This window comes from Thermophilibacter mediterraneus (assembly GCF_900119385.1).
Classification (GTDB): Bacteria; Actinomycetota; Coriobacteriia; order Coriobacteriales; family Atopobiaceae; genus Thermophilibacter; species Thermophilibacter mediterraneus.
Map to the genome: position 1 here is coordinate 246,942 of NZ_FPKO01000008.1, position 24,474 is coordinate 271,415.

Consider the following 24,474-nt stretch of genomic DNA (forward strand, 5'->3'; position numbering starts at 1 on the left):
GCGGCGTCCCCCTGCGCTAGTTGGTGGTGCCGGCGCCCTCGAAGTCGTCCCGCTCGGCGTAGCCGAGGGAGACGAGCGCGTCGATGGCGGCGGCGCTCTCGGAGGACTTCTTCGAGGAGCCCGTGCCGCGGCCGACGCGACGCCCCTCGACCATCACCACGGACGTGAAGGTGGGGTCGTGGGCGGGCCCCTCCTCGGCGACGAGGCGGTACTCGGGACCGCAGTGCAGCTCGCGCTGCGTGACCTCCTGCAGGCGCGACTTGGGGCTGATGGGCTTGCGCGCGAGCGCGGGCGAGACCTCGGGGCCGAGGGTCCGCATCACGAACTCGTGCGTGGCGGTGTAGCCGGCGTCGAGGTAGAGCGCGCCGACGATGGCCTCGTAGACGTTCTCGAGCGCCGAGTGCATGCCGCGCGCCCCCGTGCCCTTCTCGGACTCCCCCATGACGATGAGCTCGGCGACGCCGAGGCGCTCGGCCACGCTCGAGAGCATCTTGCCCGAGACGAGGCTGATCTTGGCCTGGGTGAGGGCCCCCTCGTCCATGTCGGGGAAGCGCTCGAAGAGGTCCCTGGCCACGATGGCGCCCAGGATCGAGTCGCCGAGAAACTCCAGCCGCTCGTAGGAGGCGGACACGGGCATCCCCTCGGCGGCCGAGGGGTGCGTGAGCGCGGACTCGATGAGCTCGCGCCTCTCAAAGTGGTGGCCGCAGACCCGCTCGGCCTCGGCCACCCGCTGGTGCATCTTCAACGAACGTGCCCCCCGCTCACTGGGCGCCTGCGATGGCGTCGACGACCTGGCCGACGGTGGCGATGGAGCCGACGGCGTCGTCGGCGAACGTCATGGAGAACTCGTCCTCGAGCGCGGTGACGAGCTCGAGCAGGTCGAAGGAGTCCGCACCGAGCTCCTTGAGGTTGGTGGACTCGTCGAGGGTGACGTCGTCTCCGAGCGAGAGCGTGTCGTCGACGACCTCGATGACCTTTGCGAGAATTGCGTCGCGATCCATGGTTCCTCCTAGCTTCTGGGCTTGCCCTATTCTACCCCGCGCCCGCCCCGATGCGACCGTCGCCGGGCCGCGGGCGCGCCGCGCGTCGCCGCTACAGCTCGCAGGCCGCGGCGATCTTCTCCACCAGGCCGGCCCGAACCGCCGCGGCGGCCGCGAGCGTGCCCTTGCGGACGGCCTGGGCGCTCGTCGCGCCGTGCCCCTTCACGACCGGCGCGCGCAGCCCCAGCAGGATCGCGCCGCCGTACTCGTCGCCGGACATCTCGGCGGCGAGGGACTTGAGCGACCTGGCGAGCAGCGCCATGCCGATCTTGTTGCCGAGCGACTCCCCCATCGCGGCCTTGAGCCGCTTGACGACGAACTTGCCGGTGCCCTCGATGGACTTGAGGGCGACGTTTCCGGTGAAGCCGTCCGCCACGATGACGTCGAAGGTGCCCGCGAGCAGGTCGGTGCCCTCGGCGTTGCCCGCGAAGCCGCAGTTGCCGGCGGCGAGCGCCTCGTGGTAGGCGAGCGCCATCTCGGAGCCCTTGGTGTCCTCGGAGCCGTTGCAGAGCAGGCCGACGCGCGCGTTCTCGACGCCGAGGACGGCGTGGGCGTAGGCGCGCCCCATGTGGGCGAACTGCACCATCACGTCGGGCTTGACGTCCGCGTTGGCGCCCATGTCCAAAAAGACGGTGCTCCTTCCCGAGATGCCCGGGAAGGGCAGCGAGAGCGCGGGGCGCTTGACGCCCCTGATGCGACCCACGCCGAAGGTGGCGGCGGTCAGCACCGCGCCCGTGGAGCCGGCGGAGAAGAGGCCGTCCGCCTCGCCGGCGTGCACCGCCGCGGCGGCGCGCACGATGCTCGCGTCCTTCTTCTTGCGCACGGCCTGTGCGGGGTGCTCGGACATGGCGATGACCTCGGTGGTGACGAGCGCGCGGGCGCGCGCGTGCGACGCGCAGAACGGCTCGACGACGTCGGCCGACCCGGCGACGAGGACCTCGAGGTCGGGGTCGTCGGCAAGCGCCATGGCGACGCCCTCGAGCAGGACGGCGGGCTCCTTGTCCGCACCCATGACGTCAACGCAGATGGTGGTCATGCTGCCTCCTTGGCTCTGGCTCGCGGTTCAACCGCTCTATTATGACGCATCGCGGGCGGCGGGGTGCGGGGCGCGGGAGAGTCGGCAGGTCGCGGGCAGCGAGGAGGTGCGGGACGGCGAGGAGGCGAGTTTGTCAGCTCACCCATGCGATTGGGTATAACCTTTGATGTTCCCGCGACCGGGCGGTCACGCGTTGTGGAACAGATTAATCTCTTGCATGTTCTTCTCGCCCTCTTATTGTGTGTTGAGGTTCCACGAGGGTGATCGAACCTCCCCCGACCGAGCATTTCGACCCGAGGGAGTACCCAATCAGGGCGGTCTCCTGACAAAACTGGCCCTCCCGTGAGCGCGGGAGCCCCAAAACACCCAATGGTGCGGGAAACGTGGCATAGACGCGCGGGCGGTCGGGCACGCGCGCGACCGGGGCGGGCACGGGCGCGGTCGGGCACACGCGAGCGGAGCGGGCACACGCGCAGGAAACGTGGCATGGACGCGCGGGCGGGGCGTGCGCGCGCGGGCGGGGCGGACGCGCGGGCAACGCGACCCCCGCGCGGGCAACGCGGCCCCCGCGCCCCGGCGGACCCCGCACGGGGCGACCTGATCGACGCCACGCAAAGAGGCCGACCCATTGCTGGGCCGGCCTCGAAGGTGCGTCATGCCGCGCGGCGGACTACTCGGTGACGATGACCTCGCGGTCCTTGTAGTGACCGCAGTTGGGGCACACGTGGTGCGGAAGCTTGGGGGCGCCGCACTGCGGGCACACGGAACGAGCCGCGGCCGAGACCTTGCTGTTGGCCGAACGACGGGTGTGGGTGGCGCCGCGGCCCTTCTTTTGCTTGGGTACTGCCATGTCAAACTCTCCTGTCCAAAACCTCTGCCCCTCCGCTCGCGCAGCGGCAGGCGTGTCTGAGTCATGCGAGGAGACACTATACCACGACTGTCCCCCGCGCGAAACGGCTCATCAGCAATTCTTCACGCGGAAGCACATCGGGACCCCGCGACGACGCCTCGGGCGAGCGCGCGGAGGCGTCACCCCTCCTGGTCGCCCTCGCCGAAGTCGAGCCCCGCGAGCGCGGCGAACGGCGAGGACTCGAGCCGCTCGCGCTCGCGCCGCTCCTCGAGCTGCGCCACGTGTCCGCAGTCCCCCTCGTTGAGGTTGGCGCCGCACACCGGGCAGAGCCCGAGGCAGTCCTCGCGGCAGAGCACCACGAAGGGCGTCTCCATCACGAGCGCGGCGAGCAGCGCCCCCGAGAGGTCGATCGTGCGGTCGGGCAGCACGAGCTCGTAGTCCGCCTCGTCCTCGTCCTCGGCGAGCCGCTCGGGCTCCTCGAAGAGGTAGTAGCCGTCGACCTCGCCGGCGACGTCGAACTCGGCGTCCTCGAGGCAGCGGTCGCAGGTGCCCACCACGTGGGCGCGGACGAGCCCCGTCGCGAGGATCCCCTCGCCGGCGTTGGTGAGCACGACGTCGTAGTCGATGCCCTGGGGCAGCGCGAACTCGTGGTCGCCGAGCTCGTAGCCGGTCTCGTCGAGGTGCCCGCCCACCGACCAGGTGTCACCGGGGTTGGCGAGCCGCTCGTCGAGCGCGAAGATCAGCGCGTCCATGGCTACCAGGGCACGTTGTTGGTGGTGTTGCGCGGGCCGGAGTTCTCGTCGAGCGTCTGGCGCACGCGCGAGACGGAGCTCGTGAGGCTCTTGAGGTTCTCCTCGAGGTGCGCGAGGACCGTGTCGGCGTACTCCTCCGCGTTGTAGCGGGTGTCGCGCTCGTACTGGGCGGCCTGGTCGCGGATCCCCTCGGCCTGCTGCTGGGCGAGGCGCACGATCTCCTGGTCGCCCGCGAGGATCATGGCCTGCTGCTGGGCATCGGCGATGATGGAGTTCGCCTGCTGCTGGGCGCGGTCGAGCGTCTCCTGCTCCTCCTTGAGGATGCGGCGGGCGTCCTGGAACTCCTGCGGAAAGACGCGGCGCATCTCGTCGAGGATCTCGTAGATGTCCTGGGCGTCCACGATCTTCTTCTGGCCGCTGTCCATGAGCGGGGACTTGGCCTCGCTCACGATCTGCTCGAGCTCATCCACCAAGCTCTCGATTTCCTCACCTGGCTGCATCTATGGTTCCTTTCACGTGATTCATCGACGCATGGCTGCGCGAATCGACCCATTTAGGGGACATGTTAGCAGATTGTCTGCGGCAACGCGTGACGGTGTCGTGACGCCGCGGCGCGAGGGGCGCGGAGAAGGACGCGGGGCCGCGGCGCCGCGAGCGGACGCGCGCCCTCAGGCGTAGCGCTCGCTGAGGCGCTCGGCGACGTTCGCCGGCACGAGGATGCGCACGTCCGACCCCATCGCCGCGATCTCGCGCACGATCGAGGACGAGACGTAGCCGTACTGCGGGCTCGACATGACGAAGACGCTCTCGAGGTCGGGCGCCATGTGGCTGTTGAGGTCGGCCTGCTGCAGCTCGTACTCGAAGTCGGTCATCGCGCGCAGGCCCTTGACCACGCCGCCCGCGCCGATCTCCTTGCAGAAGTTGACGAGAAGCCCCGTGAAGGGGGCGACCTCAACGTCGGGGGGCAGGCCCTCGAGCGCGATGGCCTCCCGGATCATCTGGACCCGCTCGTCGAGCGTGAACGTGGTGCCGCGGCCGTTCTTGTTGACGGAGGCGGCGACCGCGACGGTCACGCGCGGGAAGAGGCGCCGCGCGCGCCTGATGACGTCGATGTGGCCGAGGGTCACGGGGTCGAAGGTCCCCGGGACGACGACGTGGCTGATGGTCGCGCCGACGGGGCGCGCGGGGTCGTGCGAGGTCATGAGGCGTCCCTTTCGACGCGGGCGGTCAGGAGGTCGACGCAGGAGATGCCGTGGCGCCTGGAGCGCACGGGCTCGAGGCAGGCGCACGCGAGGCCGGGGGCGTCGGCGGCGTGCTCGTAGACGACCACGGCGCCGTCCGAGAGCTGGCCGGAGGCGGCGAGGCCGTCCACGAGGGCGGACACGCGCCCGGCGTCGAGCGCGTAGGGGGGATCGAGGAACACGACGTCGAAGGGCGCGCCGGGAAGCCCGCGCGCCGCGAGCGCGAAGACGTCGCCGGCGAGGGCCGAGAGCTCGTCCGGTCGCGCGCCGAGCGCCGCGGCGCTGCGGCGGATGCGCGCGACGGCGCCGCGGTCGGCGTCCGTGAGGGTCGCGTGCGCCGCGCCGCGCGAGAGCAGCTCGAGGCCCATGGCGCCCGACCCGGCGAAGGCGTCGAGCACGGAGTCGCCCGTAAGGTCGAGGCCGCGCGCCGACAGCACCATCGAGGCAACCTGCTCGCGCGTCCTGTCCGTGGTGGGGCGCGTGACGCCCCGCCCGCGCGGCGCCTCGATCTGGCGGCCGCGCCACCTTCCCCCTACGATCCTCATGCTCGCTCCAGCTCCTCGAAGTAGGCGCCAAACCTGTCGCGCACCTCGATCGCCATCGCGCGGTGCGCGGGCGCGGCGAGGCGCGGGTCGTCGGCCGCGATGGCGCGCGCGTCGGCGTGCGCGAGCTCGACGAGGTCGGCGTCGGCCTCGAGGTCGGAGATCTCGAGGCTCACGCCGCCGCTCTGACGATACCCCAGAACCTCGCCCTCGTGTCGCAGGCGCAGGTCGAGCTCGGCGAGCTCGAAGCCGTCCGAGGTCGCCTCGAGCGCGGCGAGGCGCTGGCGGGCGCGGCTGTCGCGCTTGGCGGCGCAGCTCAGGAGCACGGTGCCCGGCGCGTCGCCGCGGCCGACGCGGCCGCGCAGCTGGTGCAGCGTCGCGAGGCCGAAGCGGTCGGCGTCGAGCACCACCATCGCCGTTGCGTTGGGGACGTCAACGCCCACCTCGACGACGGTCGTCGCCACGAGCACCTTGGTGGCGCCGGAGCGGAAGCGCTCCATCGCGAGGTCCTTCTCGCCCGCCGTCATGCGACCGGTGAGCAGGTCGCAGGGGATGTCGGGGATGATCTGGCCCCTGAGCTCGTCGAGCGTGGCCACCGCGGAGCGCGGCCGGCCCCCCGTCGAGCGCAGGGCCTCCGGGACGTCGTCGAGCGCCGAGCCGTCGTCGTCCGAGTCGACGAGCGGGCAGATGACGTAGGCCTGGTGGCCCGCGGCAACGGCGTCGCGCACGGCGCCCCAGGCGAGGTCGAGGCTGTCGGGCGTGATGACGCGCGTGGTGACGCCGGCCCCCGCGCGCGGGCGCCGGCGGATCGTCGAGAGCGAGACGTCGCCGTAGATCGAGAGCGCGAGCGTGCGCGGGATGGGCGTCGCGGTCATGGCCAGCAGGTCCGCCCCCGCCCCCTTGCGCCGCAGGGCCGCGCGCTGGTCGACGCCGAAGCGGTGCTGCTCGTCGATGACCACGAGCGAGAGCGCCGAGAACGCGATGTCCTCGGAGAGCAGCGCCGTGGTGCCGAACAGCACGCAGAGCTCGCCGCGCTCGCAGGCCAGCGCCGTGAGCGCCCGCTCGTCGGTGGGCGTGGCCCCGGTGACGAGGGCCCAGCTCACGCGCGCGGCGTCGAGCACGGGGCCGAGCTTCTCGGCGTACTGGCGGGCAAGGACGGAGGTGGGGGCCATGACGGCGGCCTGGGTGCCGGTGTCGGCCACGGCCGCGAGGGCGACGGCCGCCACGGCGGTCTTGCCCGTTCCGACGTCGCCCAGCAGCAGCCGGTTCATGACGTGCGGCGCGGCCATGTCGGCGAGGATCTCGTCGGCGGCCGTGCGCTGCTCGTCGGTGAGCGAGAAGGGCAGGGCACGGAGAAGGGCCTCCATGTGCGGGCCGTCCGTGACGTGCGTGGAGGGCTCGACGCCCGCGAGCTCGACGCTGCGACGCGTGAGCAGGGCGAGCTGCAGGCAGAGCAGCTCGTCGTAGGCGAGGCGCCGCCGCGCGCGCTCGGCCGAGGCGACCGACGCCGGGAAGTGCACCTCGCGCAGGGCGCGCGCGAGCGTCATGAGGCCGCGCCCGCTCGAGAGGCTCGCGGGCAGCCAGTCGCAGACGTCGCCCACGTCGCAGAGCGCCGCCGATACGATGCGGCGCATCCACGGCACGCTGAGCCCCTCCCCCACCGGGTGCACCGGCAGCACGCGCGCGTAGGCGGCGCCCCCTCCCGAGGACACGACCTCGTGGAACGGGGACTTCATGCGCTTGAAGCCGTAGGAGAACTCGACCCTGCCCGAGAGGGCCACCGTGTCGCCGGCCTTCACCTGCTCGGCGATCCAGGGCTGGCGGAAAAACGACGCGACGAGCACGCCCGTGTCGTCGATGACGGAGAGCTCCACGATCTGCATGCGCGGCCTCGGGCGCTTGAGGCTCACGCGGTCCACGCGCGCGACCACGGTGACCTCCTGGCCGACGTCGGCGTAGGCGATCTTGGTCACGCGCGTGAAGTCGAGGTAGCGGTGGGGCACGTGGAGCAGCAGGTCGCGCACGCGTCGGACGCCGAGGCGCTCGAGCGCCGCCTGGCGCGCGCCCGAGACGTAGCGCAGGCGCGACACAGAGTCAGAGAGGGCGCAGGTTCGCTGCACCCTCTCTGCTGCGGACGGTATGGTCGGGAGGCGACCCAACGCCTACTCGATCGAGAAGATCACGGGGTAGAGGGGCTGCTCGCCGCGGTGCGGGTCGACCTCGAGGTCGGGCTGGGCCTCCTCGATGGCGGCCACGAGGCGCTCGAAGGCCTCGTCGTCCATGTCCTGGCCGGCGAGGATCGTGAGGGAGTCGCCCTCCTCCTCGTCCTGCATCCTGGCGATGAGGTCGAGGGTGACCTGGGCCACGTCGGAGCCGACGACGTCGATGGAGTCGTCCTGGATGCCCATGACGTCGCCCGCGTGGATGGGCGACCCGTCGGCGGCCTGGGAGTCGCGCACGGCGGTGGTGACCTCGCCGCCGCGGACGTCGGCGATGGCCTCGGTCATGGCCGCGACGTTGTCCTCGAGCGACGCCTCGGGGTCGACGGCGAACATCGCCGAGAAGCCCTGGAGCACGGTCTTGGTGGGGACGACGGCGACCTCGGCGTCCTCGCAGGCGCTCGCCGCGGCCTCGGCGGCCATGCGGATGTTGCCGTTGCCGGGCAGGACGATGACCTGGTCGGCGTTCGCGCGCTCGATGGCCGAGAGAATGTCGGCCGTGGAGGGGTTCATGGTCTGGCCGCCGGAGACGACCACGTCGACGCCGAGGGAGCGCAGGATCTCCTCCTGCCCGGAGCCCGCCGCGACCGCGACGAAGCCGAGGGGCTTGCGGGGCTCATCGTCCTTCTCGCCCTCCGCCGCGGCCTGGTCCGCGGCGATCTTGGCGGTGCGGTCGTGGGACTCCATGTCCATGTTGTGGATGAAGACCTCGTAGACCTGGCCGAACTGCAGCATGTACTCGAGCACGCGGTTGGGCTCGTTGGAGTGGACGTGCACCTTGAAGTCGGGGTAGGCGCCCACGATGAGCTCGCAGTCGCCGAGGGTGGCGAGGTGCGCGAGGGAGGCGTCGACGTCGAAGGGCTTCTCGGCCTTGAAGAGGAACTCGTTGCAGTAGCGGAACTCCGAGCCCTCCCAGTCGTCGTTGAGCTCGATCTGGACCTTGGCCGAGACGTCGGCCTTGGCGTCGACGGTGGTCTTGAAGTCGGTGAGCTCGCCGGCCTTGCCGTTGGCGGCGTTGACGAAGGCCTCGAGGAAGGTGGCGAAGCCGAAGGCGCCGGAGTCGACGACGCCGTTCTCCTTGAGGACGGGGAGCAGGTCGGGCGTGCGCGCCACCGACTCGTACGCCTCGACCACGAGGGCGTCGAGCATGTCGCGCGTGGAGATCTTGGTGCGCTCGAGCTGGTCGGCCTTGGCCGAGACGTCGCGCAGGACGGTGAGGATGGTGCCCTCGACCGGCTTGCGGACCGCCTTGAAGGCGACCTTCACGCCGCGTCGCCAGGCGTGGGCGACGTCGGAGGGCGTGGGGTGCTCCTGATTCTTGGCCTCGACGAGGCCCTCGGCGATGCCGCGCAGGATCTGGCTCGTGATGACGCCCGAGTTGCCGCGCGCGCCCATCAGCGAGCCGTGCGTGATCGCCTTGGCGATCTGGTCCATCGTGGCGTCCGCGGGCAGGGCCTGCACCTCGCCGACGACGGTGTTGAGCGTGAGTGACATGTTGGTGCCGGTGTCTCCGTCGGGCACGGGGAAGACGTTGAGCTTGTTAATCTCCTCCGCGCGGTCGGCGACGACCTTCGCGGCCGCGGGGAAGCAGGTGCGGACAACGGTGGAAATCATCTCTGGGTACCTCGGTTCTCGTTCGGAGGTGCCTAGCGCGCGTTGCGCAGGCCCTCGATGTGCACCTTGACGTCGACGTCGTCAAGCTCGGCGATCTGCTTGAGCAGGAACTTCACCGAGCTCGTGAGGTTACCCACGACGGAGGACATGTTGACGCCCTGCTCCACGATGACGTGCAGGTCGACGGTCACGCGGCCGCCCGCGGAGGCCACGTCGATGCCCTTCCTCAGGCGGAAGGACGGCAGCAGCCGAGCGACGCCGGCCTGCTCGTCGATCTCCGCCATGCCGACCACGCCGTAGCACTCGAGCGCGGCGTAGCCGGCGAGGTCGGTGATGCAGTCATTGGACACCCTCAGCGTTCCTGGAACGACACCGGACATGTGGTCTCCTCTCGCTGGCGAAAGAGTCGCTGACACCTATCCGGTCAAGTATAGCGCAGCGGGGCGGGCGCGGGCCGGCGGGGCGCGCGCCCGCCCCGCTGCGCTATACGGCGCGGGTGGCGCGCGGGGTCGCGGCGAATGCGCGCGGGCCTCGTCGAGTGCGCGCTCTTTCCCGTGGCGGGGCGCGCACTCGACGGGATTTGTGTCCGCCCGGACAGGAACGGGCCCGAGTGCGCGCCGCCCAGCGCGCACTCGACCGGATTTGCGTCCGCCCGGACAGGAACGGGCCCGAGTGCGCGCCGCCCAGCGCGCACTCGACGGGATTTGCGTCCGCCCGGACAGGAACGGGCCCGAGTGCGCGCCGCCCAGCGCGCATTCAACCGGACGCGCCGCAGCTACAGCCGGCGAAGCTCCTCGACGAGCCCCGTCTTGGCGTCGGTCCGACCGTCGCGCATCTTGATCGCGCGCGCGGGCACGCCAGCGACGACGGCGCCTGCCGGCACGTCCTCCACGCAGACGGCGCCCGCGGCCACCACGGCGCCCTCCCCCACGCGCACGCCCTCGAGCACGACGGCGTTTGCGCCGATCATCACGCCGTCCTCCACGACCACGGGCGTCGCGCTCGCCGGCTCGACCACACCCGCGAGCACCGCGCCGGCGCCGACGTGGCAGTTCGCCCCCACAGTGGCGCGTCCGCCGAGCACGGCGTTCATGTCGATCATGGTGCCCGGACCCACCACGGCGCCGATGTTGATCACGGCGCCCATCATGATGACGGCTCCGTCGCCGATCTCGACGCGGTCGCGGATGACCGCGCCCGGCTCGATGCGGGCGTTCACGCCCGTGAGGTCGAGCAGCGGCACGGCGGAGTTGCGCCGGTCGCACTCGACGTCGAAGTACTCGATGGCGTCGGCGTTGCTCTCCAGGATCCGGGAGAGCTCGCCCCACGCGCCAAAGACGATCTTGCCGTCGCGCCCGCCGTAGACGCGCGCGGACCCCCAGTCCACGCGCATGCCGCACCGCTCGTGGACGTAGAGCTTGACCGGCGTGGCCTTGGGGGCGTTTGCGATGAAGTCGATGATCTCCTGGGCGTCCATGGTGGCTCCAATCTCTTGGTCGGGACGGAGTGGGACAGGGGGACGGAGCGGTGACACCCCCCGTCCCCCTGTCCCACTAGGCGAACATGAGGTCGTCGAAGTCGTAGAAGCCGACGGGCCGGGAGAGCAGGCGCCCCGCCGCGGCGACGGCGCCCGCGACGAAGATCTGGCGGCTCGCGGCGCGGTGCGTGAGGCAGACCTCCTCGTCGGTCCCGAAGAAGTGGACCTCGTGCGTCCCCGCGACGGTGCCGCCCCGCAGCGCGTGCACGCCGATCTCGCCGGGGCGACGCGGCCCCGCGATGCCCGAGCGGCCGTCCACGACGGGCCGGGAGCCCGCGGGGTCGACGGCGGCGAGCAGCGCCTTGGCGGTGCCGCTCGGGGCGTCGACCTTCCTGCCGTGGTGCGTCTCCACGATCTCGACGTCCCAGCCGCCGAGCGCCTCGGCGACCATCGCGGTTGCCCGGCGCAGCGCCGCCACGCCGAGCGAGTAGTTCGAGGACCAGGTGACGCGGTTCGTCTCGCCCAGCGCGCGCAGCTCGGCAAGCTGCTCGGGCGCGTACCCGGTCGCCCCGCTCACGAGCGCGGCCCCCGTGCGCCGCGCGTAGGCGAGCACGTGCGGCAGCGCCGCCGGCGCCGAGAAGTCCACGACGAGGTCTGCGGCCGGGGCGCCCTCGTCGAGCTCGTCGACGTTGTCGACGTCGTAGGATCCCGAGACGGCGAAGCCGCGCGCCGCGAGCTCCTCGCGCACGAGCCTGCCCATGCGGCCGCTGCCGCCCACCACGACCGCGCTCGTCACGCCGCCCGCGCTAGCCAAGGAGACCAGCTCCCCTCATGGCGGCGAGGAGCCGCTCGCGGCCGGCGTCCGAGATCTTCCAGAGCGGCAGGCGGTAGTTCTCGCCGATGAGGCCCATCTCGGCGAGGGCGCACTTGACCGGGATGGGGTTGACCTCGCAGAAGAGCGCGTGGACGAGCTCGAGGTTGTCGAGCTGGAGCTGACGGGCGCCCGCGACGTCGCCGGCGAGGAACCGCGCGCACATCTCGTGGACGGTCGCCGGGGCGACGTCCGCCCACACCGAGATGACGCCCGAGGCGCCCAGGCTCATGAGCGGGACCACGATGTCGTCGTTGCCCGAGAACATGCGGAAGTCGTCCGAGAGGTAGCGCGCGACCATGGTCGCGTACTCGATGGAGCCCGACGCCTCCTTGATGGCCCAGGCGTTGGGGTGCTCGGCCAGGCGCGCGAGGTTCTTCTCGCTGATGGAGCACCCGGTGCGGCCGGGGATGTTGTAGAGGACGCAGGGCACGTCAACCTTGTCGAGCACGGCGGTGAAGTGCCGGTAGATGCCCTCCTCGTTGGACTTGTTGTAGTAGGGCGTGATGAGCAGCAGGCCGTCGACGCCGATCCTCACGAGGCCGGCCGCCTTGCGCTCCGACTCGAAGGTGGCGTTGGAGCCGGCGCCGCCGATCACGGGGACGCGGCCGGCGACGCGCTCCACCACGCAGCGCGCCACCTCGAGGTCCTCGTCGTCGGTCATCGTCGACGACTCGCCGGTGGTGCCGAGCACGAGGATGCCGTCGGTGCCGCTCTCGAGGTGGAAGTCGACGAGGCGCTCGAGCGCGGCGAAGTCGATCGAGCCGTCCTCGGCAAACGGCGTGACGAGCGCGACGATCGATCCGGTGAGGTTGGTCATGTCCATGGCGCTGCCTTTCTCGAGATGGCCAAAGGGGGTCTCTTGGATCAGCGGTTCCAGTCGGGGTTGACGTCGAGGGTGGCGAAGTAGTCGCTCGGCTTCTCGGCGCGACGGATGAGCTCGGTGGAGCCATCCTCGCGCAGCAGCACCTCCGCGGACCTGAGCCGGCCGTTGTAGTTGTAGCCCATCGAGTATCCGTGCGCCCCGGTGTCGTGGATGACGAGCAGGTCGCCGAGCTCGACCTCGGGGAGCTCGCGGTCGACCGCGAACTTGTCGTTGTTCTCGCAGAGGCACCCCGTGACGTCGTAGGTGCGCGCGGCGGGCCGGCGGGACTTGTCCGGGCCGCCCGCCTGCCCCATCACCGTTATGTGGTGGTAGGCGCCGTACATGGCCGGCCGGATGAGGTCCACCGCGCTCGCGTCGACGCCCAGGTAGTCCTTGTGGATGCGCTTCTCGTGGATGACCCGCGTGACCAGGCAGCCGAAGGGCCCCGTCATGAAGCGCCCCATCTCGGCGAAGACGGCGACGTCGCCCATGCCGGCCGGCACGAGCACCTCCTCGAAGGCGCGGCGCACGCCCTCGGCGATGGCCCGGATGTCGCAGGGGGCCTCGTCGGGTCGGTACGGGATGCCCACGCCGCCCGAGAGGTTCACGAAGCCCACGTGCACGCCGCACTCGCGCGAGAGGCGCGTCGCGAGGCCAAAGAGGATGCGCGCGAGGGCCGGGTAGTAGTCGTTGCCGTGCGTGTTGGAGGCGAGAAACGCGTGGAGCCCGAACTCCCTCGCCCCGCGGTCGCGAAGCGCCCGGAACGCCTCGAAGAGCTGCGCCTCGGTCATGCCGTACTTGGAGTCGCCGGGGTTGTCCATGATGCCGTTGGCCAGGCGGAAGAGCCCGCCCGGGTTGAAGCGGCAGCTCACGACGGGCGGAACGGGGCCCGCCACCTCCTCGAAGAAGGGTATGTGGGAGAGGTCGTCGAAGTTCACGATGGCGCCGAGCTCGCGCGCCAGGCGAAAGTCCTCGGCCGGCGTGTCGTTTGACGAGAACATGATCCTCTCACCGGTCAGGCCCAGCCGCCGCGCGATCATGAGCTCCGTGAGGCTCGAGCAGTCGCAGCCGCAGCCGTGCTCGGCCAGGATCCTCACGATCGTGGGGTTGGGGTTGGCCTTCACGGCGAAGTACTCGCGAAACCCGGGGTTCCACGAGAAGGCGTCGAGCACGGCCTCCGCGTTCGCGCGGATGCCGGCCTCGTCGTAGAGGTGGAAGGGGGTCGGGTAGCGCTCGGCGATGTCGACGAGCTGCTCCTTGGAGACGAACGGCCGCTTCATGCAAGCTCCCTGATAGCGCTCCTGCAGATTCGTTGCAGACAGTCCCGCGGGTCTTCCCCGAGGGCCCACCCCGCGACCGCGCCCGGGCGCAGAGTTCGGCGGGTCCGCCTCCCCGCGGGGTCGTGACGCCTGCCGGCTGCCCCGCGGATCTTCTCGCCCGCGCCTCTATCGTGTGGCGACACTGTATCACGCGAGCGCGTCGACGCGGGACCACGCGGCGCCCGGTTGATACACTGGCAACAAAGAACGTGACACGGGGACGGGGGGACTGTCACCGCTCCTCCGTCCCCGCGTCCCACTTCCCCAGGAGGACCCATGCCAGACGATAAGGACCGCGAGCTCGAGCGGCTCCGCCGGTGGCGGCGCGACCTGCACCGCATTCCCGAGCTCGACGTCGACCTGCCCGAGACCCTCGCCTACGTGCGCGCCGCGCTCGACGCGCTCTCCTGCAAGGTGGTCGAGCCCTGCGAGAGCTGCCTCGTCGCCCGGTTCGACCTCGGGCGCGGGCGCGCGACGGCGCTGCGCACCGACATGGACGCGCTGCCCGTGGCGGAGCGCACCGGGGCACCGTACGCGAGCGCGCACCCGGGCCGCATGCACGCCTGCGGGCACGACGGCCACATGGCCATGGCGCTCGCCGCGGCGACGTGGGTCGACGACGTCGTCGCCGACCGCGCGGGCGGGCTGAGCGCGGACGACCTCCCGCGCGACGTGGTCATCGTGTTCCAGCCCGCCGAGGAGACGACCGGCGGCGCGGCGCGCGTGTGCGGGAGCGGCGTCCTCGAGCGCTGCGGCGTCGACCGGATCTTTGGCATGCACCTCTGGCCGGACCTGCCGGCGGGGACGCTCGCCTCGCGCCCGGGCGCGCTCATGGCGCGCTCGAGCGAGGTCACCGTGGAGTTCTCGGGGCGCGCGAGCCACATCGCGCGCTGGCAGGAGGGCCGCGACGCGCTCGCCGCGGCGGCGCGGTTCGTGCCGTCTGCGGAGGCGATGTGCGGAAGGCTCGCGCGCGAGGGGGGCGAGCCGTGCCTGCTGCGCTTCGGCCGGCTCGAGGCGGGGACGGTGAGAAACGCCATCGCCGGCTCGGCGCGGGCGGAGGGCAGCCTGAGGGTCTTCTCGGACGCGATGCTCGACCGCGCCCGCGAGGCGGTGGGCACGCTGGCACAGAACGCGGCGCGGACCGAGGGCTGCACGGTCGAGCTCAGCCTCTCGGAGGGCTACCCGCCCGTGACCAACGACCCCGAGCTGCTCTCGGCCGCGCGCCGGGCGCTGCCGGGCCTGCGCGAGCTCGACGAGCCCCTGCTCATCGCCGAGGACTTCTCGTTCTACCAGCGGAGCCTGCCCGGCGTCTTCATGCTGCTGGGGACGGGGACGGGGACGCCCCTGCACGCCGACACGTTCGACTTCGACGAGCGGGTGCTGCTGGCGGGGGCGGACGCGTACCGGCGCCTGCTGCTCATGGCGTAGGCGGGGGCGGAGCGGCCCGCGGCCCGCGGTCGGATCGCGGGCACCCCGTCCTTCTCGGTGCTAGGTCCTTCTCGGTGCTTAGCTTTTCTCTGCCGTTGCAACCGGGTGCGACTCGGCGCTTAGGAATTGTCGCCCGTTTGCGGGGGCGGCGCCGCGGAGCGCGCCCCGGAACGCGGCGTCCCCTCGGCCTGCTTAGCTTTTCTCGGCCGTCTTCGAAGCCGCCCCCGTGCTGCACAGGAATCGCAGCTCGTATGCGACGCCCCTGCCGAGAAGAGCTCGCGCGCGACAAGACCGCCGCAAACGGGCGCGAATTTCTGTGCGCAAGGACGACCCTCTCCGCAACGGCCGAGAAAAACCATGCGCTCGGGGGCGTACGGGAGCCCCGGAGGCGGCGGGGAGCGCGCCCAGAGGGCGCCGCGCCCCCCTCGATCGTCATACGGGCGCGATTTTCTATGCACGGAGGAGGCCTCTTCTGCAACGGCCGAGAATTCCTGTGCGCACGGGCGGCGCAGCAGGAGCGTCGACCACCTCGTGCTGCGGGCACCGGCAGAGTGCTTGCTGGACCTGCCGCGCGCGGCACGGACGGCTCCCCGGGGCCCGGCAACCGGGACGGGCCGCGGGGCCTGGCGCCTCCCCGCGCCAACCCCGGCACAAAGACGCCCCCGGCGCGAGGCCGGGGGCGACGGGAGGGCACGCGGTCGGGCGGGCGCCTGGGGACGGGCCTACTCCGCCTCGGGCGCCACGACCGGGTCGGCGTTGACGAGGTCGGAGCCGCGCCCGTAGCTCGGGCGCGCCGCCTCGTGCTGCATCGACACCGCGAGGTCGAGCACGTCGGCCGCGTCGACGTTGTCGTAGCGGTGGCACGCGCACGCGTGGTCGGGCAGGACCTCGCGCAGCTTGGGGGCAGCCACGTCGCAGGCGCCGACCTTGGCGAAGCAGCGGCTCGCGAAGCGGCACCCCGCCGGCGGGTCGATGGGGCTCGGGACGTCGCCCTCGAGGATGATGCGGCGGCGCTGGAGCTTGGGGTCCGGGCTCGGGATCGCGGAGAGCAGCGCTTGGGTGTAGGGGCACAGCGGCTCGCTGTAGAGGCTGTTCTTGGGGGCGATCTCCATGAGGCGGCCCAGGTACATGACGCCCACGCGGTCGGAGATGTGCTTGACCACGTTGAGGCCGTGCGCGATGAACAGGTAGGTCAGGCCGAACTGCTCCTTGAGGTCGTCGAGCAGGTTCAGGACCTGCGCCTGGATGGACACGTCGAGGGCCGAGACCGGCTCGTCGCAGACGATGAGCTTGGGGTTGACCGCGAGCGCCCGGGCGATGCCCACGCGCTGGCGCTGCCCGCCCGAGAACTCGTGCGGGTAGCGGTTCTTCATGTAGGACGCCAGGCCCACGCACTCGAGCAGCTCGTCCACGCGCGCCTCGACCTGGTCCTCGGGCAGCAGCTTGTTGGTGCGGATGGGCTCCGCCACGATCTGGGCGATCGTCATGCGGGGGTTCAGGCTCGCGTAGGGGTCCTGGAAGATGAGCTGGATGTCGCGGCAGAGCGCGCGGCGCTCCCTGGCCGGCATCGCGGTGACGTCGCGCCCCTCGAAGACGATCCTGCCGCTCGTGGGCTTGAGCAGGCCGACGAGCATCTTGCCGATGGTGGTCTTGCCGCACCCGGACTCGCCCACGAGGCCGAAGGCCTCGCCGCGGCGGATGGTGAAGCTCACGTCGTCGACGGCCTGCACGAACGACGTCGGCTTGCCGAAGAAGTTGGTGTCGGCCACGAAGCTCTTGGTGAGGTGCTGGACCTCGATGAGGTTCTCGGTGTTGCTGGCTGCCATCTAGCGCGCCTCCCTTGCCGTCTCGGTGCGCCCGCGTCGGGCCGCGGCCGCGGCCTGCTCGATCCTGGCGCGCTCCTGCGCCTCGAGCGCGGCCTTGAGCTGGTGGGCGGCCACGGTCGCCTCGACCGCGCGCTCGACCTCCGCCTCGTCGTCGTAGAGGAAGCAGCGCACGCGGCGCGTGGTGCCCGGGACCGTCGTGAGCTCGGGACGCTCGGAGCGGCAGCGCTCCATGCAGCGCTCGCAGCGGTCCGAGAACGGGCACCCCGCCGGCATGTCGAGCGGGTTGGGGACCGAGCCGCGGATCATGTACAGGCGCTCGGAAGACTCCTCCTCGAGGCGCGGGATGGAGTTGAGCAAGCCGAGCGTGTAGGGGTGCAGGGGCCGCTCGAACAGCTCGAACTTCTCGCCCTCCTCGACCACCTGGCCGCAGTACATGACGACCACGCGGTCGGCCACCTCGGACACGACGCCGAGGTCGTGGGTGATGAGGAGCACGGCCATGTTGAACTCGTCGCGCAGCTTGTAGATGAGGTCGAGGATCTGCGCCTGGATGGTCACGTCGAGGGCCGTCGTGGGCTCGTCGGCGATAAGGACCTTGGGGTCGCAGGACAGCGCCATGGCGATCATCACGCGCTGGCGCATGCCGCCGGACATCTGGTGCGGGAAGTCGCGGGCGCGCTCCTCGGGGCTCGGGATGCCCACCACGCGCAGCATCTCCACCGCGCGCGCCCAGGCGTCCTTCTTCGACATGTCGGAGTGCGTGCGGATGGCCTCGACGATCTGGTCGCCGACGCGGTAGACGGGGTTCAGCGAGGTCATGGGCTCCTGGAAGATCATCGAGATCTGCCCGCCGCGGACCTGCTCCATCTCGGACTCGGAGGCGGCGAGGAGGTCCTTGCCGTCGAAGGTGATCGAGCCGCCGGCGACGTGCCCCGGCTCCTGGAGCAGCCCCATGATCGAGAGCGACGTCACGGACTTGCCCGAGCCCGACTCCCCCACCACGGCGAGGATCTCGCCGCGGTCCAGGTCGAAGGTCACGCCGTTGACGGCGCGCACGACGCCCTTGCGCGTGGGGAACTCGGTGACGAGATCGTGTACCTCTAGCAGTGCCATATCATCACCTGTTCCTGCTCTTGGGGTCGAAGGCGTCGCGGATGCCGTCGCCGAGCAGGTTGAACGCGAGCACCGTGACGGTGATGGCGAGGCCCGGGAAGATCATGGCGTGCGGCGCCGAGAAGATGTAGTTGCGGCCGCGGCCGAGCATGTCGCCCCACTCCGCCGCCGGCGGCTGGACGCCGAGGCCAAGGAACCCCAGGGCGGCGGCGTCGAGGATGGCGCTCGAGATGCCGAGCGTGGCGCGCACGATGATCGACGGCATGACGTTGGGCAGCACGTGACGGAAGATGATGGTGGCGTCGGAGTCGCCGATGACGCGGGCGGCGGCGACGTAGTCGGACTGCTTGACGGCGAGCACCTGGCTGCGCACGATGCGCGCGTACTCCGGGATGGAGACGAGGCCGATGGCCACGATGGCCTTGTCGATACCCTGCCCGAGCGCCGCCATGAAGGCGATGGCCAGAAGGATCGAGGGGATCGCGAGCATCATGTCCATGACGCGCATGATGATCGTGTCAACCACGCCGCCCTTGTAGCCGGCGACGGCGCCGAGCGTGACGCCGATGGTGAGCGAGATCGCCACCGAGAGCAGGCCCACCGTGAGCGAGATCTGGCTGCCCACCAGGATGCGGCAGAAGATGTCGCGGCCCTGCTGGTCGGTGCCGAACCAGTGCTCGGGGCTCGGGCCCTGGAAGGACACCGAGAGGTCCTGCTGGTAGGGGTCGTACGGGAGCACCTGCGGCGCCACGAACGTGACGATCGCCACGACGGCGAGAAGGGCGATGACGCCGAGGCTCACCATGGCGGGGACGTTCTTGCGCAGCGAGTACCAGACGTCCTTCCACAGCGACTCGGCCTTCTCGGCACCCCGGTCCTTCTCCCCCGGGCCCTGCGTGCGGGCGGTCGTTGCCTCTGCCATGCCGATCACCCCTCTTCCTTGCCGTAGGTGATGCGCGGGTCGAGGTAGGCGTAGATGACGTCCACCACGAGGTTGATGACGATGAAGATCACGCCGATGAGCAGGACGGCGCCCTGGACCACCGGGTAGTCGGACTTGAGGATGCAGTCGACCACGTACTTGCCGATGCCGGGCCAGGCGAAGACCGTCTCGGTGAGCATGGCGCCGCCGAGGAGGCTCCCCAGCTGCAGGCCGATGACCGTGGTCACGGGCAGCATGGCGTTGCGCAGGGCGTGGTGCTTGTTGACGCGGCCGCGCTTGAGGCCCTTGGCGCGGGCCGTGCGCACGTAGTCCTCGTTGAGGGTCTCGAGCATGCTCGAGCGGGTCATGCGGGTGATGACCGCCATCGAGTACATGGAGAGCGCGAGCGCCGGCAGGATGATGTGCGAGAGCGCGTCGGCGAAGGCCTCGAGGTCACCCGAGAACAACGTGTCGATGAGGTAGAGCCCCGTCCCGCCCACCGGCTGGAGCAGCGGGTCGATGCGCCCGGAGCTCGGCAGCACGTGGAGCACGCCGGCGAACAGGATGATGAGAAGGACGCCGAGCCAGAAGATCGGCATCGAGACGCCCACGAGCGCGAGGATCGTGGCGAGGCCGTCGATCGGCGAGTTCTTGTGGGTGGCGGACACCACGCCGAGGGCGACGCCCACCACGCCGGCGATGACGATGGCGACGAGCGCGAGCTCGACGGTGGCCGGGAAGCGCGAGAGCAGCTCCTGCGCCACGGGGGCGTGCGTGTAGTAGCTCTCGCCGAGGTCGCCGGTGAGCGCGCCGGTGAGGAAGTTGAAGTACTGGATGACGATGGGGTCGTTGAGGCCGTTCTCCTGGCGCCAGGCCTCCATGGCCTCGGCCGTCGCGTGCTGGCCGAGGACGACGGGCGCCGGGTCGGCAGAGAACACGCGCATGATCAGAAAGACGATGATCGAGACGCCAAGCAGCACGGGAATTGCCATCAGGATGCGCTTGAGCACGTACTTGAGCACGCTTTCCCCCTTTCCTGCGCAGGGCGGGACGAACGGAACATAATGGGGGAACGGGCCAGCGACGCCGACCCGTTCCCTGACGGTCAGACCATCAAGAGCGCGCCCTTGTCGCTAGGCGCTCTTGGTGACGCCCTGCAGGTGCACGACGCCCGTGGGGTGATAGTAGAAGCCCTGGACGTTGGGGTTGTAGCCCGCGAGGTTCTTGGCGTGGGAGATGACCATCCACGGCATCTGCTCGGCGACCATCTGCTCGCACTGGAGGTAGATGTTGTCGCGCTCCTCGCCCTCCTCGGTGGCAAGGCCCTGCTGGATGAGCGCCTTGTACTCGTCGTTGCTGTAGCGGCCGACGTTCATGGAGACGTTCTCGTCGGCGAGGAGGTTCATGAAGTTGTCCGGGTCGCCGTTGTCGCCCACCCAGCCGTACAGGCAGCAGTCGAAGGAGTCGGTCTCGACCTTGGTCTGGTAGGTCGTCCAGTCGAACTGGGAGATGTTGACGGTGACGCCGACCTCCTGCAGGTAGCCCTGGATGGCCTCGGCGAGCGCGGTGCCGCCGATGGAGTTGTACGGGCGCACGTTGGAGTAGGTGTAGAGGGAGACCTCGGTGATGCCGAGCTCCTCGAAGGCGGCGCGGGCCGCCTCGGGGTCGTAGGCGGTCTGGGTGACGGCCTCGTCGTAGGGCGCCATCCACAGCGGCATGACGGAGGTCGCGACGCCGGCGTAGTCGCCGTAGAGGCTCTGGACCATCTCCTCGACGTTGACGGCCTGGCAGAACGCGCGACGGGCCTCGACGCTGGTGAACTGGCCGGAGTCGTTGCGGAACGCCAAGTAGTTGATGTTCATGCCGTCCTCCTCGAAGAGGGAGTAGCCGGCATCGGTGATGGTGGGCACCACGGAGGCGTCAATGCCGTCGATGATGTCGACCTCGCCGTTGGTGAGGGCGGTCACGCGGCTGGAGTTCTCGGCGATGAAGCGGAAGATGATGTTCTTGGTCTGGGGCATGTTCTCGGAGTCCCAGTAGTCCTCGTTGGCCTCAAGGACGACGTTCTGGCCCTTCTCCCACGAGACGAACTTGTAGGGGCCGGAGCCGATGGGGTTCTCGATGGAGTTGGCGCCGTCCTCGTAGGCGGAAGGGGCGACGACCGGCGCGGCGAGGGCCATGGCCATGTTCTTGATGAAGGCGGTGGAGGCGGAGCGCAGCGTGATGACGAGCGTGGTGTCGTCGGTGGCCTCGACAGAGGCGACGCCGCTGTTGGAGTCCTCGGCGCCGAAGACGAAGGAGGCGTAGGGCATGTCGGCCGTGCGGTTGGGCTCGAGCTGGCGCTCGATGTTCTTCTTCACGGCCTCGGCGTTGCAGTCGGTGCCGTCGTGGAACTTGACGCCCTCGTGCAGCTTGAAGGTGTAGGTGAGGCCGTCGTCGGAGATCTCGGGCATCTCGGCGAGGCCGGCGACGACGTCGCAGGTCTCGGTGTCGTAGGCGAGCAGCGTGTCGTAGATGTTGCACATGATCTTCGCGGACTCGCCGTCGTCGACGTAGGCGGGGTCGAGGCCGCGCGGGTCGGCGCCCTGGGCGAAGGTGATGGTGTCGGCGGTGCCGCTCTCGGAGCTGCCGGAGGCGTCGTCGCCGCCGGCCTCGCTGGCGCGCTGGCTGTTGCAGCCCGCGAGCGCGAAGACGCTGGTCGCGGAGACCGCGCCCATCGCCTGGACGAAGCGGCGCCTTGAGATGTCTGCCATGGTCATGGTGTTCTCCCTCCCGTGGGGTCAATGCACGAGCTACTGTAGCCCCGGGGAGCGGACGAACGTCACAAAAGAAACAAAAGTGCGCCAAGCGGAAACCCCGCGGCTTTGAAGCTGAAACAGCGCTGGAACATTGCGGCCGGGGCGGGGACGGCTGCGGGGCGGTCTCTTTTACACAATTCCGGGCCCACGAGACCTCTCTACATCTCGTATGCCCTCTTTTGCTTACAAAAAAAAATAGCTAGAGAATTATAGAGGTATTCTGACAGCGTAGGGGTCCGCTGCGGCGCGGAACGCCCGCCGTCCGCGCGCGGCACGCCCGCCGTCCGCGGCGCGGCACAAAAAAGAGGAGGCCGCTCGGGCCTCCCCCATGGGTGCGATTGAGCTTTTGCTAGCTGCGGGCGATCTTGCCGGACTTGAGGCAGCGGGAGCACACGTTGGCCTTGCGGCGGTGCCCGTCGACCACAACGGTGACGCGCTGGATATTGGGCTTGAACGTGCGGTTGACCACACGGTGGGAGTGGCTGATGGAATGACCGGCAACGGCGTGCTTGCCGCAGAACTCACAAACCTTGGACATGACTCGTACCTCCTCGGGGGCGCGGCGCTCTTTCGCGCCCGCATCTTTCACAGCTCGCCAACTATAGCACACGCGGCAACGCCTGCAAGCCAGAACCCTCCCCAAACCCCCAAGAATTGTGGCGTTTCTGTTGTGCGTCGCCACCTGTTGGGGTTTGCGGAGTCGCCGCCCAGGGCCGCCACGCGCTACGCGCGCAGCAGGAACGCGGCGACGGCGCCGGAGCGGCAGGTGACCTCGGCATCGCCGCCCTCGATCACGTTGGACACGCCGAGGTCGCCGAGCAGCTCCATCGGGTGGTCGCTCAGCTCCCACCGCATGCCGCGCTCGTCGATCCGGGTCCCGGGGGCGAGCGCGATCGCGGAGAACGTCCGGCCGGCCGCGCGCTCCCCCAGCCGCCAGCTGCGCTCGCCGCCCGACGCGAGCACCCTCATCTCGTAGCCGTCCTCGACGACGCGCGCCGTCGCCCCGGACTCGGCGCACGACGCCAGCTGCCCCACGACGGCCAGCGCGTGGTCGGGCCGGCCGCCCGAGGCGCACGTGAGCGTGAGCGCCAGGGGCGCGCGGCGCCGCGACGCCTCGTGCCGGGCGCAGTCGAGCGCGAGCGAAAGGTCGGTCGCGTACTTCTCGGAGGGGAAGCCCACGCAGGTCGCCGCGGCCGCGCGGGCCCAGTCGGCCGCGGCGGACGTCGCCGAGTCGCAGTCCCCGCAGAAGACGTCGGGCACGACCCCCGCCGCGCGGCAGGCGTCGGCGCCGCCGTCGGCGCACACCACGTAGTCCGCCGCGTCCGCGAGCTCGCGGACGAGCGCCGGGGAGCTCGGGTCGGGCGATCCGGCGACCACGAGCGCGCGCAGCGGGGCGCCCTCGGCGGCGGCCGGGCGCTCGTAGTCGCGCAGCAGCGCGAGGGAGAGCTCGCCGAAGCCGTGGACGAAGACGTCGCAGTGCGGGCGCACGTCCTCCTCGCGGCGCCCGTCGTGGTCGTTCATGAGGCCGACCACGGCAAAGCCGGCGCGGCGCGACGTCCGCACGCCGAACGGGGCGTCCTCGAAGACCCAGGTCGTCTCGCGCGGGGTCCCCAGGCGGCGCGCGGCCTCGAGGTAGACGTCGGGGAACTCCTTGTCGCGCCCGCCGACGTCCTCGGTGCTCACGACGTCGGAGAAGTAGCGCGCGAGGTCGTGGACCTCGAGCGCGAACCGCAGCTCGCGCAGGGGCGTCGACGAGGCCACGACCATGGGGACGCCCGCCGCCGAGAGCTCGTCGAGGAAGTCACGGGCGCCGGGCATGAGGGCCACCTCGCGCTCGTAGGCGTCGCGGACGTGCGCGCAGACCTCCTCGTAGAGCTCGCCCGGGCTCGCCGGGATGCCGAGCTCGTCGTGGAAGAAGTCGCAGGTGTCGCGCAGCGAGAGCGACTCGAGCCGCTCCATCGGGACGCCCTCCACGCCGTAGCGCCCGCAGAGCCAGTCGTAGGCGTGCGTCCACATGCCCATCGAGTCGACGAGCGTGCCGTCGCAGTCAAAGATCGCGCCCGAAACTTCCATCGCTCCCCCATCGTCCTTCTCGCCCGCTCGCGCCGCGGTGGCGCGCAGATATGATGATATACGCGCCCGGCGAGAAAAACCTCGCGCTCGCCGACGCGCACGTTGGGTAAAGTATCCTGCGGCTGATCGAAAGCTTCACGTTTTTCTCGCGTTATTCGGAGGGACCATGGCACGTTACGACTATCACTGCCCCGACTGCGGCGTCACCTTTGAGGTCGAGCACCCCATGAGCGCGCATCCCACCGTCAGCTGCCCGAGCTGCGGGCACGTCGCGGAGCGCGTCTTCGACCCGTCGGGCATCGTCTTCAAGGGGTCGGGGTTCTACAACACCGACCAGCGCGGCAAGGGCGCGGCGCCCAAGAGCGAGAAGTGCGAGAGCTGCGGCGCCTGCGACTAGCCTCGCGCGGAAAACAGCGTCTCGACCACGGAGGGGCGGCCACGAAGGCCGCCCCTCTTTCGCTGCGTCGAGTCGCTCGGGCGCGTGGCCG

General features: G+C 70.5%; 24 protein-coding genes and 1 riboswitch. Of the genes, 2 read left to right on the top strand and 22 right to left on the bottom strand.

Translation table 11 applies throughout. The annotated features are described in order from the left end of the window. Nucleotides 1-16: 16 nt before the first annotated feature. From rnc to BQ7106_RS03335, 15 genes are all read right to left on the bottom strand, one after another. Nucleotides 17-745, bottom strand: a complete 729-nt coding sequence (rnc, locus tag BQ7106_RS03265) for a ribonuclease III (protein WP_072371199.1) — start codon at nt 743-745, stop codon at nt 17-19. A gap of 16 nt (nt 746-761) precedes the next feature. Next, the gene (locus tag BQ7106_RS03270; protein WP_072371202.1) at nt 762-1,001 is read right to left on the bottom strand and encodes an acyl carrier protein; all 240 of its coding nucleotides are present in this window, start codon (nt 999-1,001) and stop codon (nt 762-764) included. Between the two features lie 91 nt (nt 1,002-1,092). After that, complete coding sequence (gene plsX / locus BQ7106_RS03275; RefSeq protein WP_072371205.1) at nt 1,093-2,076, bottom strand: phosphate acyltransferase PlsX; 984 nt, start codon at nt 2,074-2,076, stop codon at nt 1,093-1,095. A gap of 670 nt (nt 2,077-2,746) precedes the next feature. Continuing rightward, nucleotides 2,747-2,926 carry a 50S ribosomal protein L32 gene (rpmF, locus tag BQ7106_RS03280; RefSeq protein ID WP_072371208.1) on the bottom strand — a complete coding sequence of 60 codons (180 nt, stop codon included), beginning with the start codon at nt 2,924-2,926 and terminating at the stop codon, nt 2,747-2,749. 179 nt (nt 2,927-3,105) lie between these two features. Further along, the gene (locus BQ7106_RS03285; protein ID WP_072371212.1) at nt 3,106-3,678 is read right to left on the bottom strand and encodes a YceD family protein; all 573 of its coding nucleotides are present in this window, start codon (nt 3,676-3,678) and stop codon (nt 3,106-3,108) included. Nucleotides 3,679-3,680: 2 nt separating this feature from the next. Beyond that, nucleotides 3,681-4,178 (bottom strand): ATPase, encoded by a 498-nt coding sequence (locus BQ7106_RS03290; RefSeq protein ID WP_072371215.1) that lies wholly within the window; start codon nt 4,176-4,178, stop codon nt 3,681-3,683. Between the two features lie 168 nt (nt 4,179-4,346). Beyond that, the gene (coaD, locus tag BQ7106_RS03295; protein ID WP_072371218.1) at nt 4,347-4,880 is read right to left on the bottom strand and encodes a pantetheine-phosphate adenylyltransferase; all 534 of its coding nucleotides are present in this window, start codon (nt 4,878-4,880) and stop codon (nt 4,347-4,349) included. Further along, nucleotides 4,877-5,464, bottom strand: a complete 588-nt coding sequence (locus tag BQ7106_RS03300; RefSeq protein WP_072371221.1) for an RsmD family RNA methyltransferase — start codon at nt 5,462-5,464, stop codon at nt 4,877-4,879. Before BQ7106_RS03300 ends, coaD begins: the two co-directional genes overlap by 4 nt. Beyond that, entirely contained in the window at nt 5,461-7,581 is a 2,121-nt protein-coding gene (locus tag BQ7106_RS03305; RefSeq protein WP_240307419.1) for an ATP-dependent DNA helicase RecG, read from the bottom strand. Before BQ7106_RS03305 ends, BQ7106_RS03300 begins: the two co-directional genes overlap by 4 nt. 42 nt (nt 7,582-7,623) lie before the next feature. Further along, nucleotides 7,624-9,294, bottom strand: a complete 1,671-nt coding sequence (locus BQ7106_RS03310) for a DAK2 domain-containing protein (protein WP_072371227.1) — start codon at nt 9,292-9,294, stop codon at nt 7,624-7,626. A 32-nt stretch (nt 9,295-9,326) separates the two neighbouring features. After that, nucleotides 9,327-9,674 (bottom strand): Asp23/Gls24 family envelope stress response protein, encoded by a 348-nt coding sequence (locus BQ7106_RS03315; protein WP_072371230.1) that lies wholly within the window; start codon nt 9,672-9,674, stop codon nt 9,327-9,329. Nucleotides 9,675-10,069: 395 nt separating this feature from the next. Further along, on the bottom strand, nt 10,070-10,771 hold the full coding sequence (gene dapD / locus BQ7106_RS03320) for a 2,3,4,5-tetrahydropyridine-2,6-dicarboxylate N-acetyltransferase (protein ID WP_072371233.1): 702 nt from the start codon (nt 10,769-10,771) through the stop codon (nt 10,070-10,072). Nucleotides 10,772-10,847: 76 nt separating this feature from the next. Next, on the bottom strand, nt 10,848-11,585 hold the full coding sequence (dapB, locus tag BQ7106_RS03325; RefSeq protein ID WP_240307420.1) for a 4-hydroxy-tetrahydrodipicolinate reductase: 738 nt from the start codon (nt 11,583-11,585) through the stop codon (nt 10,848-10,850). After that, the gene (gene dapA, locus BQ7106_RS03330; protein WP_072371236.1) at nt 11,578-12,468 is read right to left on the bottom strand and encodes a 4-hydroxy-tetrahydrodipicolinate synthase; all 891 of its coding nucleotides are present in this window, start codon (nt 12,466-12,468) and stop codon (nt 11,578-11,580) included. Before dapA ends, dapB begins: the two co-directional genes overlap by 8 nt. Nucleotides 12,469-12,509: 41 nt before the next feature. Beyond that, nucleotides 12,510-13,787 carry a diaminopimelate decarboxylase gene (locus BQ7106_RS03335; RefSeq protein WP_072371239.1) on the bottom strand — a complete coding sequence of 426 codons (1,278 nt, stop codon included), beginning with the start codon at nt 13,785-13,787 and terminating at the stop codon, nt 12,510-12,512. A 5-nt stretch (nt 13,788-13,792) separates the two neighbouring features. Next, a riboswitch (Lysine riboswitch) is annotated at nt 13,793-13,963 on the bottom strand. Between the two features lie 139 nt (nt 13,964-14,102). On the opposite strand from BQ7106_RS03335, the gene BQ7106_RS03340 reads away from it, so the two are divergent. Further along, nucleotides 14,103-15,254 carry an amidohydrolase gene (locus BQ7106_RS03340; protein ID WP_072371242.1) on the top strand — a complete coding sequence of 384 codons (1,152 nt, stop codon included), beginning with the start codon at nt 14,103-14,105 and terminating at the stop codon, nt 15,252-15,254. Between the two features lie 722 nt (nt 15,255-15,976). Here the strand turns inward: BQ7106_RS03340 and BQ7106_RS03345 are convergent. The 7 genes from BQ7106_RS03345 to BQ7106_RS03375 form a co-directional block, all read right to left on the bottom strand. Further along, on the bottom strand, nt 15,977-17,080 hold the full coding sequence (locus BQ7106_RS03345) for an ABC transporter ATP-binding protein (RefSeq protein ID WP_072371244.1): 1,104 nt from the start codon (nt 17,078-17,080) through the stop codon (nt 15,977-15,979). Further along, a complete protein-coding gene (locus BQ7106_RS03350; protein ID WP_072371246.1) occupies nt 17,081-18,193 on the bottom strand; it encodes an ABC transporter ATP-binding protein in 1,113 nt (370 codons plus the stop codon). A 4-nt stretch (nt 18,194-18,197) separates the two neighbouring features. Then, on the bottom strand, nt 18,198-19,115 hold the full coding sequence (gene nikC / locus BQ7106_RS03355; protein WP_072371248.1) for a nickel transporter permease: 918 nt from the start codon (nt 19,113-19,115) through the stop codon (nt 18,198-18,200). A 5-nt stretch (nt 19,116-19,120) separates the two neighbouring features. After that, the gene (locus BQ7106_RS03360) at nt 19,121-20,137 is read right to left on the bottom strand and encodes an ABC transporter permease (RefSeq protein ID WP_072371250.1); all 1,017 of its coding nucleotides are present in this window, start codon (nt 20,135-20,137) and stop codon (nt 19,121-19,123) included. Nucleotides 20,138-20,248: 111 nt separating this feature from the next. After that, nucleotides 20,249-21,868 (bottom strand): ABC transporter substrate-binding protein, encoded by a 1,620-nt coding sequence (locus BQ7106_RS03365; protein WP_240307421.1) that lies wholly within the window; start codon nt 21,866-21,868, stop codon nt 20,249-20,251. Nucleotides 21,869-22,262: 394 nt separating this feature from the next. Further along, nucleotides 22,263-22,451, bottom strand: coding sequence for a 50S ribosomal protein L28 (rpmB, locus tag BQ7106_RS03370; RefSeq protein WP_072371255.1), 189 nt, complete (start codon nt 22,449-22,451; stop codon nt 22,263-22,265). Between the two features lie 185 nt (nt 22,452-22,636). Next, entirely contained in the window at nt 22,637-23,986 is a 1,350-nt protein-coding gene (locus BQ7106_RS03375; protein ID WP_072371258.1) for a thiamine diphosphokinase, read from the bottom strand. Between the two features lie 166 nt (nt 23,987-24,152). Here BQ7106_RS03375 and BQ7106_RS03380 point away from each other — a divergent pair, with 166 nt between their 5' ends. Further along, nucleotides 24,153-24,383, top strand: a complete 231-nt coding sequence (locus BQ7106_RS03380; RefSeq protein ID WP_072371260.1) for an FmdB family zinc ribbon protein — start codon at nt 24,153-24,155, stop codon at nt 24,381-24,383. The last annotated feature ends 91 nt before the right edge of the window (nt 24,384-24,474 follow it).

Excerpts from the sequence above, each read along its gene's own strand:
- BQ7106_RS03270 (WP_072371202.1), bottom strand. The coding sequence starts at position 1,001 with ATGGATCGCGACGCAATTCTCGCAAAGGTCATCGAGGTCGTCGACGAC.
- plsX (WP_072371205.1), bottom strand. The coding sequence starts at position 2,076 with ATGACCACCATCTGCGTTGACGTCATGGGTGCGGACAAGGAGCCCGCC.
- BQ7106_RS03290 (WP_072371215.1), bottom strand. The coding sequence starts at position 4,178 with ATGCAGCCAGGTGAGGAAATCGAGAGCTTGGTGGATGAGCTCGAGCAG.
- nikC (WP_072371248.1), bottom strand. The coding sequence starts at position 19,115 with ATGGCAGAGGCAACGACCGCCCGCACGCAGGGCCCGGGGGAGAAGGAC.
- BQ7106_RS03285 (WP_072371212.1), bottom strand. The coding sequence starts at position 3,678 with ATGGACGCGCTGATCTTCGCGCTCGACGAGCGGCTCGCCAACCCCGGT.
- BQ7106_RS03365 (WP_240307421.1), bottom strand. The coding sequence starts at position 21,868 with ATGGCAGACATCTCAAGGCGCCGCTTCGTCCAGGCGATGGGCGCGGTC.
- BQ7106_RS03315 (WP_072371230.1), bottom strand. The coding sequence starts at position 9,674 with ATGTCCGGTGTCGTTCCAGGAACGCTGAGGGTGTCCAATGACTGCATC.
- BQ7106_RS03310 (WP_072371227.1), bottom strand. The coding sequence starts at position 9,294 with ATGATTTCCACCGTTGTCCGCACCTGCTTCCCCGCGGCCGCGAAGGTC.
- dapD (WP_072371233.1), bottom strand. The coding sequence starts at position 10,771 with ATGGACGCCCAGGAGATCATCGACTTCATCGCAAACGCCCCCAAGGCC.
- BQ7106_RS03375 (WP_072371258.1), bottom strand. The coding sequence starts at position 23,986 with ATGGAAGTTTCGGGCGCGATCTTTGACTGCGACGGCACGCTCGTCGAC.
- BQ7106_RS03300 (WP_072371221.1), bottom strand. The coding sequence starts at position 5,464 with ATGAGGATCGTAGGGGGAAGGTGGCGCGGCCGCCAGATCGAGGCGCCG.
- BQ7106_RS03350 (WP_072371246.1), bottom strand. The coding sequence starts at position 18,193 with ATGGCACTGCTAGAGGTACACGATCTCGTCACCGAGTTCCCCACGCGC.
- rpmB (WP_072371255.1), bottom strand. The coding sequence starts at position 22,451 with ATGTCCAAGGTTTGTGAGTTCTGCGGCAAGCACGCCGTTGCCGGTCAT.
- BQ7106_RS03340 (WP_072371242.1), top strand. The coding sequence starts at position 14,103 with ATGCCAGACGATAAGGACCGCGAGCTCGAGCGGCTCCGCCGGTGGCGG.
- BQ7106_RS03345 (WP_072371244.1), bottom strand. The coding sequence starts at position 17,080 with ATGGCAGCCAGCAACACCGAGAACCTCATCGAGGTCCAGCACCTCACC.
- dapA (WP_072371236.1), bottom strand. The coding sequence starts at position 12,468 with ATGGACATGACCAACCTCACCGGATCGATCGTCGCGCTCGTCACGCCG.
- BQ7106_RS03335 (WP_072371239.1), bottom strand. The coding sequence starts at position 13,787 with ATGAAGCGGCCGTTCGTCTCCAAGGAGCAGCTCGTCGACATCGCCGAG.
- BQ7106_RS03380 (WP_072371260.1), top strand. The coding sequence starts at position 24,153 with ATGGCACGTTACGACTATCACTGCCCCGACTGCGGCGTCACCTTTGAG.
- coaD (WP_072371218.1), bottom strand. The coding sequence starts at position 4,880 with ATGACCTCGCACGACCCCGCGCGCCCCGTCGGCGCGACCATCAGCCAC.
- rpmF (WP_072371208.1), bottom strand. The coding sequence starts at position 2,926 with ATGGCAGTACCCAAGCAAAAGAAGGGCCGCGGCGCCACCCACACCCGT.